This window comes from Belliella baltica DSM 15883, from assembly GCF_000265405.1.
Taxonomy (GTDB): domain Bacteria; phylum Bacteroidota; class Bacteroidia; order Cytophagales; family Cyclobacteriaceae; genus Belliella; species Belliella baltica.
In genome coordinates, this window is record NC_018010.1 from 1,871,577 (window position 1) to 1,886,814 (window position 15,238).

The 15,238-nt window shown below is 36.7% G+C and carries 10 protein-coding genes and 1 pseudogene; 7 read left to right on the forward strand and 4 right to left on the reverse strand.

The window, feature by feature from the left end; all coding sequences use genetic code 11:
* The first annotated feature begins 60 nt into the window (after positions 1-60).
* From BELBA_RS08670 to BELBA_RS08680, 3 genes are all read left to right on the forward strand, one after another.
* Positions 61-627 carry a septal ring lytic transglycosylase RlpA family protein gene (locus BELBA_RS08670; RefSeq protein ID WP_014772347.1) on the forward strand — a complete coding sequence of 189 codons (567 nt, stop codon included), beginning with the start codon at positions 61-63 and terminating at the stop codon, positions 625-627.
* Positions 628-990: 363 nt separating this feature from the next.
* Entirely contained in the window at positions 991-1,182 is a 192-nt protein-coding gene (locus BELBA_RS08675) for a hypothetical protein (RefSeq protein ID WP_041779294.1), read from the forward strand.
* A gap of 61 nt (positions 1,183-1,243) precedes the next feature.
* Positions 1,244-2,326: a hypothetical protein gene (locus BELBA_RS08680; RefSeq protein WP_014772349.1), complete on the forward strand. Its 1,083-nt coding sequence runs from the start codon at positions 1,244-1,246 to the stop codon at positions 2,324-2,326.
* A gap of 111 nt (positions 2,327-2,437) precedes the next feature.
* Here the strand turns inward: BELBA_RS08680 and BELBA_RS20470 are convergent.
* Positions 2,438-3,233, reverse strand: a pseudogene (locus BELBA_RS20470) (IS256 family transposase); the annotation flags it as partial.
* 608 nt (positions 3,234-3,841) lie between these two features.
* Here BELBA_RS20470 and BELBA_RS08690 point away from each other — a divergent pair.
* From BELBA_RS08690 to BELBA_RS08705, 4 genes are all read left to right on the forward strand, one after another.
* A complete protein-coding gene (locus tag BELBA_RS08690; RefSeq protein WP_014772351.1) occupies positions 3,842-4,915 on the forward strand; it encodes an efflux RND transporter periplasmic adaptor subunit in 1,074 nt (357 codons plus the stop codon).
* A gap of 5 nt (positions 4,916-4,920) precedes the next feature.
* Positions 4,921-7,971 carry an efflux RND transporter permease subunit gene (locus BELBA_RS08695; RefSeq protein WP_014772352.1) on the forward strand — a complete coding sequence of 1,017 codons (3,051 nt, stop codon included), beginning with the start codon at positions 4,921-4,923 and terminating at the stop codon, positions 7,969-7,971.
* A 6-nt stretch (positions 7,972-7,977) separates the two neighbouring features.
* Positions 7,978-11,094, forward strand: a complete 3,117-nt coding sequence (locus tag BELBA_RS08700) for an efflux RND transporter permease subunit (RefSeq protein WP_014772353.1) — start codon at positions 7,978-7,980, stop codon at positions 11,092-11,094.
* 105 nt (positions 11,095-11,199) lie between these two features.
* Positions 11,200-12,390: a hypothetical protein gene (locus BELBA_RS08705; RefSeq protein ID WP_014772354.1), complete on the forward strand. Its 1,191-nt coding sequence runs from the start codon at positions 11,200-11,202 to the stop codon at positions 12,388-12,390.
* A 132-nt stretch (positions 12,391-12,522) separates the two neighbouring features.
* On the opposite strand, the gene BELBA_RS08710 is transcribed toward BELBA_RS08705, so the two are convergent.
* The 3 genes from BELBA_RS08710 to BELBA_RS08720 form a co-directional block, all read right to left on the reverse strand.
* On the reverse strand, positions 12,523-13,221 hold the full coding sequence (locus tag BELBA_RS08710) for a hypothetical protein (protein ID WP_014772355.1): 699 nt from the start codon (positions 13,219-13,221) through the stop codon (positions 12,523-12,525).
* 79 nt (positions 13,222-13,300) lie between these two features.
* Positions 13,301-13,909: a Uma2 family endonuclease gene (locus tag BELBA_RS08715; RefSeq protein WP_014772356.1), complete on the reverse strand. Its 609-nt coding sequence runs from the start codon at positions 13,907-13,909 to the stop codon at positions 13,301-13,303.
* Positions 13,910-14,002: 93 nt separating this feature from the next.
* Entirely contained in the window at positions 14,003-15,235 is a 1,233-nt protein-coding gene (locus tag BELBA_RS08720) for a M48 family metallopeptidase (RefSeq protein ID WP_014772357.1), read from the reverse strand.
* Between the last annotated feature and the right edge of the window lie 3 nt (positions 15,236-15,238).

Below are 15,238 nucleotides of genomic sequence, written 5' to 3' on the forward strand. Positions count from 1 at the left end.
TTCCAAGTGAGACTTTAATAAATGACAGCAATTGGCATATAAATTGTCAAAGGTTCGCAGATGAAAAAAATCAGCTTAATCACAGGTTTATTTTTATTCTTTGGCTTGACAGGCGTTCAAGCTCAGGATGAGATCATTCTCATGGAGAATGTCCATGTAGCGGATTCTACTTTTTTGATTGAAGAAGGAATAGCAAGTTATTATGGAATAAGATTTCATTTGCGGGAAACGGCAAATGGTGAAATATACAATATGGAAAAGTTGACAGCAGCCCACAAGCACCTTCCTTTTGGCACCATGCTTCGTGTGGTCAATCTAAGAAATCACCGTGAAGTCTGGGTTCGGGTAAATGATCGCTTACCTAAAACATCCAAGCGTGTCATAGATTTGTCTAAAGGTGCTGCAAGGGAATTAGAAATGATTCAGGATGGGATAGTTCCTGTAAGGTTAGAAGTTCCCGATCAAGAAACCATCGTTTCGCTGATTGATTATTATCAAGAAAATAAACCAGCAGGGATGCGCTTAAGATTATATCCCGAGCCCATAGAATTTTTTAGACCAGAAATCGAAATGTTTGATTTGATGCTAACTCTCCCAGGGGAGTTGATTTTTTCGAGACTGAAGTAAGTATTTTTTCTAATCCTGGTTTTTCAAGATTAAGACTTTACAATTCAAAGCTATTTTTATTAATCCTAATTAAAGGAATTAATTCTTAGATGATATTTTTTTTAAATAAATTAAAAATATTATTTAGGTGAACAAAATGGTTTTTAGTAACAATAAACCGTTTGAATTAGTAAATAAATGTATTATTTGTATGTTTTAACAACATAAAAAAATGATATTATTATAAAAAAAAATTAGGGAAAACTTGTTTTTTAATTTCGGGGGGGGTACTTTGAGCATCGAAAAGTCTTCAATACCGGTTAGGAATACTTTTTAGGAGTACTGCGCTGCCTAAAAGTGTGTGGAAAAATTTACTTTATTATTATGAAAAATTCAATTCTAAAATCAGGTCTAATCATGTTTGCCATGGTTGGTATGTTCTTCATTAATGTGCAGGATGCAAAGGCTGTTCCTTGTACTTTAGAAAGTATAAATGAAGGAGGGGCTACTGCAATTTACGATTGTGGTGAACATGGTAAAGTTACTGTCGCTAGAGGTACTACTGTGCGAGCCTAATTAAGTTTAGAGGCTATTTCTGATTTAAGAAATAGCCTTTTTTTAAAAGAAAATTTTAATTATGAAATCAAACTATTTATTCAATTTAGTAATATATATTATATTATTTTCATGTAATAGTAAGGAAACTAATTTTTCTTTAGAATCAGGTGATTTAATAATTATCGACTCTGTTCAAATCGATGATAGTAGATTTAGTTTTGGCGAAATCTATAATCCTAGAGTATTCAATGATAGTATTTTAGGGTTTGGAGACGGTTCTTTTCGAAGTATTAATTTATTTCATTCTAAATCAGGAGCCTTTCTTTCAAATTTTGAAACTGATAGCATAGAATCATTCCCTCTACCTGAAAAGGATATGACATTTTTCTATATCAAAGGAGAGTTAATTTATATTTTGAATGATTTAATTAGATCAATTTTTGTATTTGATTTGGATAAAAATTTTAAAGAAAAAATAGAATTAAATTTTAAAAACTTATCTCAAAAGCCAACTTTTATGGGGCTTTTTGAAATTCAGGAAAATTCGATTTTTCTTAGCTCAGTTTATGATGGTGCTTTGAGTGACAGGTTTAAAAATTCAAAAATAGTTACAGAGTTTGGCTTAGATGGTCAATTTTTAAATGATTTTGGCTCTTTTCCTAAGCCGTATACAACTGGAAATTTGGTTTTGAGTTCAAACGAAAACAAAATCATCAAAGACGGAAAAATCTATATCCTTAATGTGGCTGGAGTTCCGATTTTGAAAGAGTATTTGCTTAATGGTGATCTGAATGGTGTATATAAATTGGAATCTGAACATCATGATCCTGAAATTGGATATTACACCAATGATCCATTTTCCGCTCCGCTAACTGATCAGTTCAATGGATTGGCTTCCGATCAAAATTCTTCTGAAAAAATTTTTTATGCGACCTACAGTTCATTTGATACCCGTGATAGGGAATATGGTTTGGGTACTTATAAATGGATGTTGATGAAAATTGATCTTGAGAATATGACAATCAAAGAAAAGGAATTGGCAGGATCATGGCACTTAAATGAATTAAGAAAATTGATTCCTCAAGTGAAAGGAGATACAGTTAGTTTTTTAATCAGAGAGAAAGATGAGAATTTGTATTTGAAGCGTTTGATTTTTGATTAATTGAATTTCAACCAAGATAATTTATATAGAATTAATTGAAATGGGGATAGTTTATTAAACTGTGTCTAGGTTTTAATTTTTGCAGTAACCCATTGCTTTAGTTGATCTAGATCAACTAAAGCAATGGGTTATCAATTTAATTTTTTTTGGTATCATTTCTGGGTACAGTTCCATTATTGCCCGCTGTATGGAGGTCCAGCCATAGGCCTTTCATTTCCATGACTTTTCGTTCCTAGTAATCGATAAGTAAAGCTGTTTCAACAGTGCAGTTTCTGATGTCCATGCAGCTTTGCTTTTTATCAGTTTTCGCATGATTCTATGGAGTGCCTCAACCGGATTTGTCGTATAGATCATCTTTCTCATCGATAAAGGAAAATCCAGAAAAGCCATCAATTCGGCCCAGTTTTCCCTCCATTGTTTGACAATATACTGGTATTTCTTTCCCCAGATGGCTTCAAAAGCTGATAGCGCTGTCTTAGCAGCCTCTTCGGTGGTAGAAGTATAGACTTGGCGCAAGTCCTTGATTACGGCTTTCTTATCCGTTTTATCAACATATTTTAACGAATTCCGCATTTGGTGGACGTTACACTTTTGGATAACTGAAGCAGGAAAAACTTCCTGAATCTGTTCTGAAAATCCCTGCAGATCATCCGTACAAACTACCAGAATATCGCTTACTCCTCTTGATTTCAGGTCTTCCATCACCATACCCCATTTTTTAGCTCCTTCCCCACCAGAGAATTGATATAAAGCCCTAATACGTCCCTGTTTCCTTCCCAATCCACTGAATATACCGTATAGAAGGCGCTGTTGGTGTATTTGCCGTCTTGGCGTACTTTGAAGTGTATGGGGCATCCAGGTATACGAATGGGTAAAAGCTCTGAAGGCTTCTTTCCCTGTAATCCTTTCATACTGTAAAGACGTTCTTTCAAACGTTCACTCATCTTAGGATCATTTAAGATGTCATCAATTATCTTTTTCTTACTCATATTATTTAAAGTTAGCAGACACACTTAAATGAACAGTCTCATTTAGGGAAGTACATCATGTACAAAGTACCATGTACAAAGCAATCCAACCTCATTCCCTAATCCCCTAATAACACAATCCCAAAATCCGCCAATCATCAAAATAAAAAATCCGCCTAATCTGCGCGAGCCCGCCAATTTTCGAATCTTCAATCTTCCAATCCCATAATATTTATCTCTTAACCTTTAACATTCACTTCAATAACTCAATCACCTAGTGTCTTTCCACGCTTAATATTTAACAATTAACGCTTAACACAATCCCTAAATCCCCCAATCATCAACATAAAAAAATCCGCGTAATCTGTGTAATCTGTGAGAGCCCCCAACTTTCCAACCCCAATCCCCATTCCCCCAATCAACCAATAACCAATAACTATTCCCACCCCACTTTCATCACATTTTTTCATTTTTTAACACTATGATACTTTGATCGTATTTAATAAATTAGTTTATTGTTGGCTTGTTAGATCATTTCTGTTATTGTATGAAGCATTTTAGATTGTTTTTTATTGCGGCTGTACTGTTGACCACAACATTATCCTGTAAAGAGGAAAAAGTAGAAAGCCAAGAAATTCCCACAGAATCCTTTAGAGGAGAAGTAGCAGCCACCCCAGTGAGGGTCGCCCAAGCTGAACAGCGAACTTTCGATTACCTGATCAATGCGACAGGTAAAATAGATGCGCTAGATCAAGTCAAAATTGTAACGCAACGGGGAGGTATCCTTAGTGAGCTGAATGTGAAAGAAGGAGATTATGTAGAAAAAGGTAAAATTTTGGCCAAACTAGACGATTCTGAAGCACAGTTTAGACTTGAGAAAGCTAAAATTGCTTTGAAAAATGCACAAGCGACTTTTGATTCAGAAATTTTGAGTTTTAACTCAATTATGAGTTCGGCAGATACTTTAAGGAAAACAAGTTTGGTGGATCAACTCAAAGCAAAAAGTGGACTTTTTTCCGCTGAAATAGATTTGAGAGAAGCGGAATTAGAAATTCAAAAATCTACAATCAAAGCACCTATCTCAGGAAGGGTAGCAGATCTGCTGATCAAAAAAGGAAGTCTAGTTTCCAATGGAGAAGATTTCATGGAAATTATCAACACATCTTCGCTAGAATTAAAAGTAAAAGTGTTGGAATCTGATATCAACCTGATTTCAATTGGACAGAAAGCAGAAGTTTATCCTGTAAGTGGATCAAGTGTAGAGGTGACAGGAACTGTCAGAAGTATCAATCCGAAAGTAGATGAAAATGGCTTGGTTCAAGTGAGTTTATTGGTAAATGGATCCAAAGGATTATTGCCGGGAATGAATGCAAGAGCAATTATCAGAGCACCTCAAAGTAATAGCATTGTAGTTCCAAAACAAGCTTTGGTCTATCGATCTAGTAGAGCGGTGGTGTTTACCATTGAAAATAACGAATCTAAGTGGAACTATGTAGAGGTAGGCAAAGACAACGGTAAAGAAGTAGAAATACTTTCCGGAATAGAGCCTAACAGCACGGTGATCACTACCAATAACTTACAGCTTGCCCATCAAGCACCAATTCAAATCGTAAAAGATTAATCGCTATGGTTAGATTTTTATTAGCGAGACCTATTGCAGTTTTAATGACATTTTTGGCACTGATGGTTTTCAGTGTGATTGTCTTTAGAACATTGCCCATTTCTCTGCTTCCACCGATTGATGTTCCACAAATCGTCATCAAAGTCAATTATCCAAATGCTTCTCCCGAGGCTATTGAACAAAATGTGCTGAGAGGGATTCGGGATGAATTGATGACACTCAATGGGCTGGAAGACATGGAAAGTAAGTCAGGAAGTGAAGTGGGTACGATCCGCTTGACTTTCGATTATGGAACCAAAATGGAATTGGCTTACATCGATGTCAATGAAAAAATAGATAGAATTACCAATTCTCTTCCCTCGGACCTTGATCGCCCTCAGGTCATTCGAATCAACACAAATGATATTCCTGTAGCCCGCGTGCAAGTCGTCCCAAAAGAAGGGATAGATTACACAGAGGTGAGTTTACTTGCAGAAAATGTCCTCAAAAAGCGATTGGAACAACTGCAAGGGGTTTCCTTGGTAGATATCAATGGAAAAAAAGAACGCAGTATAACTGTTACTCCAGATAAACCTGCTTTGAGGGCTTTGGGAATGACGGAGGAAAATGTCATCCGAGCTATTCGATTTGGGAATGAAGAACTGCCAGGAATTAGTGTGGAGGATGGTCAGTTTCGTTACTACCTTAGACTGGCGACGAGAGTGGATACGCCGGATGATATCATGCGACTTCCTGTTACGAATCAGGATGGACTCACCGTAGATTTGGGAAGAGTTGCAGAAGTGAAATATGAAAACAAAGATGTGCTGGGTTACCATTATTTTGGTACTAAAGAAGGTCTGGTTATCACTGTTCACAAGCAGGCTTCGGCCAAGATGAATGAAATGATGCCATTGATTTACGAATCTTTGGAATACTTCAAAAATGATTACCCGCAGGTAGATTTCGAACTGACACAAGATCAATCGACGCTCCTTAATGCTGGAATCAGCAATTTGCAGACCTCTCTTTTATTCGGCGGTTTGTTTGCTTTTGGAGTATTGTTCCTTTTCATGGGCAATTATAGAACGCCGGTTATTATCGGGATAAGTTTACCATCTTCACTAATCATCAGTTTTCTGGTATTTTACTTCTTTGACATCTCTATCAATGTGATTTCTTTAAGTGGTTTGGCTTTAGGACTTGGGATGTTGATTGATAACTCCATCATTGTTTTGGACAATATCACGAGAAAAAGGAAAGAAGGCTTAGCGATTTTTGAGGCTTGTGTAGAAGGGGTAAATGAAGTGATGTCTGCTTTGATCAGTTCCGTATTGACTACTTTGGCTGTATTTATTCCTTTGATTTTCCTGAGTGGAATTTCTGGAGCTTTGTTTTACGATCAGGCAGTTTCGGTAGCAGCGATATTGTTCGTTTCCTTATTGGTGGCATTTATTCTTTTGCCGATGTTGTATCATTTCTTTTTTCGAAACAAATCTGCGGAAGAGTTGGCAAAAGAAGACAGCAAGTTTTTTGGAATAGTCTTAAGATCATATAAGAGACTTTATCAGATCATCTTCAAGAAGAGAGGGTTGAGTTTTGTGATTTTTTTGGTTTTTATTCCTATAGCACTTTTGGTGAGTCAGTTGTTGAAAACGGAAGGACTTCCGCCTATTGAGAAATTTGATGCTTTGGTAGAGATCGACTGGAACGAACCAATAGGTGTGGAGCAAAATCGAGATAGATTGATTACTGTACTGCAGTCTTTGGATGGAGATTATCTCAAGGCTGAATCTGATGTAGGTGTAAGACAGTTTTTGCTCTTTGATGGTGAAAATTCCATTCAGCAGGCGAGTGTTTACTTTTTATTCGAAACACAAGAGAAGAAAAAAGTAGAAATGGAGAGCCTCAGGAAAATTTTAGAGGAAAACTATCCTGAGGCGAATATCAACATCATGGATGCGCCAAATGCATTTGATCAGCTTTTCTCTTCAAATCTTCCATATTATGAAGTGAGATGGAAGGATTTGGCAACAAAGAGACCTGTGGAGGAAGCCAAAATGGACTCTTGGCTTTCTACTTTTCCAGTTCAAGATTTTGAAAGAGGACCGGGACTTCAAAAAGAAGCCTCAGTTATCTTCCGTCTCGATGGAGCTAAAATGGCACTTTATGGGATTTCTTCCTCAGCTGTTCAAGAACAGATTCAAAAGCTTTTTGGCACCTTTCAAATTACTGAAATCAAAAGATTTGGAGAAATAACTCCAATTAGGATGAAAGGAGAACGCTCAGATTTTGAGCAAATTCTCCGGACGAGTAATATCATTGGGAAAGAAGGTAATGAATATGCTCTTAGCAATTTCATATATTTTGATTATGAAAATCATTATAAATATGTCACCGCTGATAAGGGAGGAATTTACCAATCAGTTTTGCTAAATGAAGAAAACCCTACACAGTTTGACAGAGATATCAGTCTTTGGGGATCTGACAAGAATTTGGGTGTCAGCTTTTTTGGACAATACTTTAAAGACAAAGAAACGATCAGTCAATTGGTGAGTATTTTGATGATTGCCGTTTTGCTGCTGTATTTCATTCTTTCAGCTCAATTTGAGAGTTTTGTACAGCCTTTGATCGTGATTTTCACACTTCCTCTGGGAATAGGAGGAGCATTTATCGTGCTTCTTTTGACAGGAACATCCCTAAATGTCATGTCTGCCATAGGATTGGTGGTGATGTTGGGAATCATGGTGAATGATGCGATCTTGAAGATTGATACAGTCAACCGATTGAGAATACGATATTCAGAAAATACAAACCTGGATCCCAAAGCAATCTTGGACCGTGCGCTTTACGAAGCAGGAGAGATCAGGTTGAAGCCGATTTTGATGACTTCTATTACGACTATTTTGGCATTGCTTCCTGTTGTATTCAGTTCTGGACTTGGGGCAGATTTACAGAGACCTTTGGTTTTTTCTGTGATTGGTGGTTTGACGATTGGTACATTTACAGCTTTGTATTTTGTGCCTTTAGCATATTGGTTTATTGGTGGAAAAGTGAGTGTCAAGGAAAAGGAATAAGCAAGTATGACTCCATTTAGAATTATCATATCGTTTATTGTTTTGGCTATTATAGGTTTTGCCTTGGTGCCAAGATTATCGGTAGATCTCAATCCTCGGGAACAAGAGCCTGTGCTCACAGTGAGTTATTCTGTCCAAAGATCTTCACCAGAACTAGTAGAAAAATTAGCAACATCTCCCTTGGAAGGGGCTTTATCTCAGCTTGCAGAACTCAAAAAAGTAAACTCTATCTCCAATTACAATGTAGGATCGATTACGCTTCGGTTTGACAAGGAGACGGATATGGAGTTTAAGAAATTTGAAGTTGCTTCGATTATTCGTCAGGTTTACCCTTCGCTAGATCAAAACGTAAGTTATCCGCTAGTTACACAAAGTTCAGCAAGGAGAACAGATCTAAAAACCCCAATTCTAACTTACAGTGTCAATGGTCCATTTGCTTCTTTTGAGATCAAAAAAATTGCGGAAGATGTTATTAAAACAGCTTTAAATAGATTTGAGGAAATTGAAGAAGTCACAATTCGAGGAGCCAATGATTTGCAGCTTTATGTGACCTATGATATCAAAAAACTACAGGCGCTAAGTCTCTCTAGATCAGATATAGGTGCAGCGATTTCCTCAGCTTTTGGAAGAAATTTTCCGGGTTCTCTAGTAAATAGTAGAGGAGAAACGCTTTTTATTCAAGTAGATCGATCTTTGTCTTCTTTGGATCAAATTGAAAACCTTTTGATTACTACCAAAGAGGGCGCTGAAATATACTTGAAGGATGTGGCTCAATTAACTTTAGAGGAAGCAGAAGCCAACAACTATTATCGAATCAATGGAAATAACTCTGTAACACTTGCTGTAATCAACCGGGATGGTGTTAATAAGGTACTTTTGGCAAAAAACATCAAACAAGCCATCGAAGATTCTAAGGTATTATTGCCGGCTGGTTTTGAAGTAAGGTTAGAGAATGACGACACAGAATTTTTAGAAAAGGAATTAAATAAAATTTACAAAAGATCAGGATTATCCATTCTGATTTTGATTGTTTTTATTTTTATTATCAACAGGAACCTCAAATATCTTAGCATCCTATTTTTGGGAATTGTGATCAATTTGAGTGTGACGGGGATTATTCTGTATTTCCTTAAAGTGGATATTCATCTTTACTCACTTGCCGGATTGACTATTTCCTTTGGTTTGATTGTGGATAATGCCATTATCATGATTGATCATTTACATAAGCAGAGAAACCGAAAGGTGTTTTTAGCGCTTTTAGCAGCGTCACTAACGACAATCGCGGCTTTGATGATTGTGTTTTTCTTGCCTGAAGAAGATCGAAAAAACCTCACCGAATTTTCCATAGTCGTGGCTACGATGCTTGGAGTTTCATTAGTTGTTGCATTGCTATTTACACCAGCTATGTATGCTGTATTATTTGGAAATAAGGGTCAAAAAGGCAGGGAACTTTCTGTAGCTCAATTGAGAAAACGCGTTAAAGCTTTTCGTATTTATAGCAAAAGCATTGCTTTTACAGCTAAATATAGAAAGTCTTTCGTAACACTGCTTATTTTACTTTTCGGACTTCCTGTCTTTTTCCTCCCTGCCAAATGGGAAGGGCAAGAATGGTACAATAAGACAATCGGGTCCACGGTTTATCAAGAAGAGATTAGACCTTATGTGGACAAGGCACTGGGTGGATCTTTGAGGATGTTTGTAAGGGGGGTTTATGAAAAATCTGGTTATAGAGAAGCTGAAAAGACAAGGTTATATGTAACTGCAAGATTGCCTTTTGGAAACACCTTGGATCAGATGGATTTCATCATGCGCGAATTTGAAGGATTCCTGCAAGGTGTAGAAGGGATAGATCAGTTTGTCACCTCAGTTCAATCAGGTCAATATGCGAATATTACAATCACTTTTAAGGAGGCTTACGAAAAGTCAGCTTTGCCCTATCAGCTTAAAGGACGGCTTTCTGTGAAATCTACTGATTGGTCTGGTGCAAGATGGAATATTTATGGAGTAGGGCAAGGATTCTACACTGGTGGTGGAGGTGAGGGAATTCCTTCCTTCAATGTAACGATGAAGGGCTACAATTTTGATGAACTGGAAAGGCAATCTGAAATATTAGCTGAAAAGCTTTTGAAGCATAAAAGGATTCAAGAAGTCAATACCAACGAGCGGCTTAACTACAACGAATCCAAAACAGAAGAATATGTGCTACGACTAGATCAAGCAAGTCTTGCTTTGGGAGGTGTGAATCAATATCAGCTGATCAATTCACTTAATGATGTTTCTAAGCCCTCGGGACCATCTGCTTATGTTGCTTTGGACGAGAAGAATTATGGAGTGATCGTAAGAGAAAAAGATGCAAATAGTTTTTCCAAATTTGATTTAGAAGAGAGCAGTCTTATTACTGGTGAGGATAATATTTTCAAAGTCAGTAATTTTGGAACATTAAATAAGGAATTTACCACCAATGCACTAAACAAAGAAGATAGACAGTATATCAGATCTGTTGCATTTGAATATATGGGATCTAGAAAGTTTGGAGAAGAGTATTTGGATGAGGTATTGGAAGAAATGAAAACATCAATGCCTATTGGATATTCTGCTAGCAAACAATCATGGGCTTGGGGTTATGGCAAAGCAAAAAGACAATATGGTTTGATGGGGATTTTGATTATTGGTGTGTTCTTTATCACAGCAGTGCTTTTTGAAAATTTAAGACAGCCATTTTATATCATTGCTATTATACCTCTTTCCTTTATTGGCTTGTTTTTAATTTTCTCTCTCTTTGACTTTTACTATGACCAAGGAGGATGGGCAGCCTTTGTGATGCTTGGTGGATTGGCGGTGAATGCAGCTATTTTCATCGTAAATGACCTCAACAATAGAGCATCGGTCAGTGTGGGCAATTACAATAGAAATGTGATCAAAGCGGCGGCTGGCAAGGCTATTCCGATCATGTTGACTATTTTATCCACTTGCTTTGGTTTAATTCCATTTGTGATCGAAGGACAAAATGAAGTATTTTGGTTCTCTCTAGCAATAGGAACTATCGGCGGATTGGTTTTCAGTGTCGTTGGTGTATTCTTAGGATTGCCTGTGTTTTTGTGGAGGAAAGTAAAGAAGGCATAAATAATTAAATGAAAGATTCGGGTGACTCCGAATCTTTTTTGTTTATCAAGTCATATAATTAGGTAAAAGTGACACTAATTAAAGTATCATTAACATTTTAATATTATGAGATCAATTCACAAGCAACTTTTACATTTATCACTCCTAGGTTCGGTTTTGTTTAGTTGTAGCCAAATTGAGGAAAATATCGAAGCCAATCCGTCCAAAATCATTGAATTGGAACTGTTAGACTCTTTAGTCATTGATGAATTATCGATTCTTCGTCTTCAAGACATTAATTTGGAAGCTGGAAAGGCACTATTTGTTTCTAATAATAAAAACCTTTTCCTGACAGATTTAAATGGTGAAAAACTTCAAGAGTATGAACTTAATAATGATGGTCCTGATGGGTTAGGTAGGAATGGTGCTTTTGGGTATAAATTTCTGGACAAAGATAGGTTTGTAGCACAGGGATTAATGACTTCTTATTTTATCTATAACCTAGAAGGTAAACAGCTCCAAAAAGTCCCCTACAATTCAAAAGAAATCTATAGAATTACAATCTACAATACTAGAACGACTTTTCACCCGTATATACAAGATGGTCAAATGATGATGATAGGTGAAGAGCTAAACTTCTTTTCCGCTGAAGAGAGTGATCCCAAAACTCTTGGAATAAGCTACTATGATAAAATAAGCAACATTTACAGGTATAATTTAGAAACAGAAGAAAATGAAATATTAGAATCCTATCCTGCTAGCTGGGAGCCAAGAGCAAATCAGCGATTCGTGGGAAACAACATATCTTTTGTAGCGCTTCATGACACTAAAAAGTCTTATGTATTACTTCCCCTAACTGGGTCTCAGCTTTTTATTTATGAAATTGGAGAAGAAATAAAACTTAGCAAAGAAATTCAACTACAACATCCCGAAAGGCCTGATTTTGCTCCTGCTATTTCCCCAGATAACTCAAGTAAATACAATGATTATCCGTCTTTCAATAATGTGCTTTATGCCGGTGAATATTGTCTGGTTCAATTTCAGTCAAAAATACCAGAGTCAAAAATGAATGAATTAAGGGCTATTTCAGAGCAATATTGGAATAGTGATGAATATAAAGAGGCTTCAAAGCAATACGTTAAACCTTACTTTATCCTTGTAAAGAATGGAGAACAAATAGGGGTAATTAATGAAATGCCAGTTAAAGGTTCTGTTGAGTTTTTGGATAAAAATGGGGTGATTTATATCAATGACAATGCTAATCCTGAAGAGGAACGCGATTACAATGTCTTCTATAAAGTAAAGATTGTGGATTGAAGAATCAAGCTATTTGATCAAGCTTAAAGCACAAAAAAACAGCCGGGAAATTTCTTTCTCGGCTGTTTTTGGTATTGCAATAGTTGGTTTAGTATTATTTTTCACAATTTTCAAACTCTATGCCAAAATAGGCTAATCGATGTAAAAACTCACTCCAATAGATGGTTGTATCATATTCAATGTTGACCTTCGGATATTGTACTCAAAAACTCCATTGACTTCCCCATCCGGATCCGGAAGAAAAGTGGTGTCTCCACTTTTGAGGTAATCCAATCTACTTGTATTTTGGTACATCAATCTTATTTCAATATTTCCATTGAAGTCTTTGCCTAATGGGATAAGCAAGCCACCACCAAGCTGATTCATTCTCGCCCAATCTGCCATATCTCGACCCTCTTCGATGGGTTCTGTGGTAGCAGTTTCTCTTATCTTAAAGCGAGAATAAGCATAGATTGCGCCCAATTGTGCTTCTACAAATGGAAAAACTTTTCCATAAACCTGAGGGAAAAACCGGAAAACCCCAGCCATGCTCAGCATATTGTTATTTCTTCTCAATCTCAATTCGTCATTGAATCCTACATAGAGGTCATTGCGTTTTTCGAGCTCTGTACCATAGAGGCCATAGCCAAGACTGAAGCCTACTTCAATTGGTTTGTTTGGGATTTGATAATTGGTAAAAAAGGCCAATTCTGGCACCACCAATCTTCCTGACTCCTGATAGAAATCCTGTGTAGCAATACCACTTTTGAGTTGCAAACCCCAAAGTAGGTCTTGCGCAAAAGAACTGTTTGAAAAATAAAGTGTGAAGAAAATAATAATGAGTTTTTTCATAGCACAACAAGAGGAGTATGACATAAAAATACGTAATGCATCAAAAACAGTTTATGAATTTGTAAAAGGAAATGAATTTTTACTCCAACCCCTCAAAAACTTGCTCTAAGTCCAAAACAAAACCTTCAATGGCAGTAGAGGCTACTTGATGGCCAATGGTGTAGAGTTTGGAAGGAATGTATTTCCCTGCAACTAGGGTGTAGATAAAAAGGGTTTTTTCCGAAGGATGAATAATCCAATACTCTTTGACACCACTTTCTTCATAGACTTCATACTTATTGATCAACTCTTTTTGGTTGTTGCTTGGGGAGAGAATTTCGATAATCAGATCCGGTGCTCCCACACAGCCCATTTCATCAAGTTTGTCCATGTCACAGACAACGCAAATATCAGGTTGCACGACGGTGTCTATATCTTCATTTTTCTTAGACTTAATTGGAAGTCGAACATCGAATGGAGCCGAGAATACTTTACATTTTTTTCTTTCAAGAAAGTTAAAAAGCTTATTAAATACTATTCCCGATACCTCTTGATGAATCCTTCTTAGAGCTGCGGCTTGTCTGAAGATTTTGCCTTTGATCAACTCTACCATTTCCTCCAAATCCCATGAAAGATAATCTGCATAGGAATAAGTGCCATAAAGGGCTTCAGGTTCGTTTAAGAAGTTTTTTTGGTCTCTAATCTTCATAAAGCTAATTTATTAAAAAAGAGGCAAATAAGTAGAGTTCTGTTTGTGATTTATCTTCTATTTCTTCAAAAAGGGCTTGTTTTTTTTCACTCGTCAGCCTTCTAATTTTTTTAATCTTTCTATTAAAGGAGGGTGTGAGTAATTCACAAAAACATACCAAGGATGCGGGTTGATATTACTCAGCGAATTGATTGATAGCGTTTTTAAGGCTTCCGCTAAAGGTTCACCCGCGAAGGTTTCCTTAGCATATGCATCAGCTTCAAATTCATGTTTTCTGCTAATCATGTTCATAAATATCCCTAAGACCATTGAAATCGGGGAGAAAAGCATGGTGAATCCAATGATGTTCAGATGGAAAGCCATTTCACTTCCTCCAAGTGCCATACTCATATTTTGACTATGGATAAATTGGGAGAGGATAAACAACAGAATCCCCACTTGAATCACTCCGCTGAGCATTCCGATAAGAATATGTTTCTTTTTGTAATGACCTACTTCATGGGCCAAAACTGCCACAATTTCGTCAGGTGTATGTTGCTCAATGAGCGTATCATAAAGGACCACTTTTTTTCGTTTTCCAAATCCAGAAAAGAATGCATTGGCTTTTGATGACCTTTTACTCCCATCAATCACGAAAAGATTTTCTAAAGGGAAGTTTACTTTTGCTGTATAAGCTATAAGCTTTTCCTTAAGCTCACCACTTTGCAGCGGGGTGAGCTTGTTGAAAATTGGAAGAATCCATGCGGTATAGAATAGATTCACAAATACCATGAAAATAGACGCCAAGATCCAAAATTGCCACCAAAAACCTTTCCCAATCTGATGGATAAGCCATAGCAGTAAAGCTAACAACCCACCACCGACCACAATGGAAAGTACGTAGCCTTTCAACTTATCTGTAAAAAATGTCGCCCTATTTGACTTGTTGAAGCCAAAATGCTCTTCAATTCTAAAAGTATGGTAATAATCAAAAGGAATAGAAATCAAGTCAGAACCGATAAAAATCACTGCAAAGTAAATCAATGATAAGAAGATCGGATTCTCAACAAACCCGCTTAACCAGCTATCTATCCATCCAAAAACTCCAAAATAGATCATCAAGATAGTAAGTACAAAGCTGAAAGTTCCTGAAATCAAGCCAAAACGAAAATTAGCCTTTTGATATAATTTTGCACGCTTTAATTTTTTTTCATCTAAATATTGTTCCAATGTCTTTGGAACTGCAGGTAGGCTTCTTCTACTGTTTAAGAAACTAAGGAGTTTTTCAAATAAAAAACCAAAGGCAACTACCCCTATCAAAAGGTGTTTGATCGATTCAGCATCCATGGA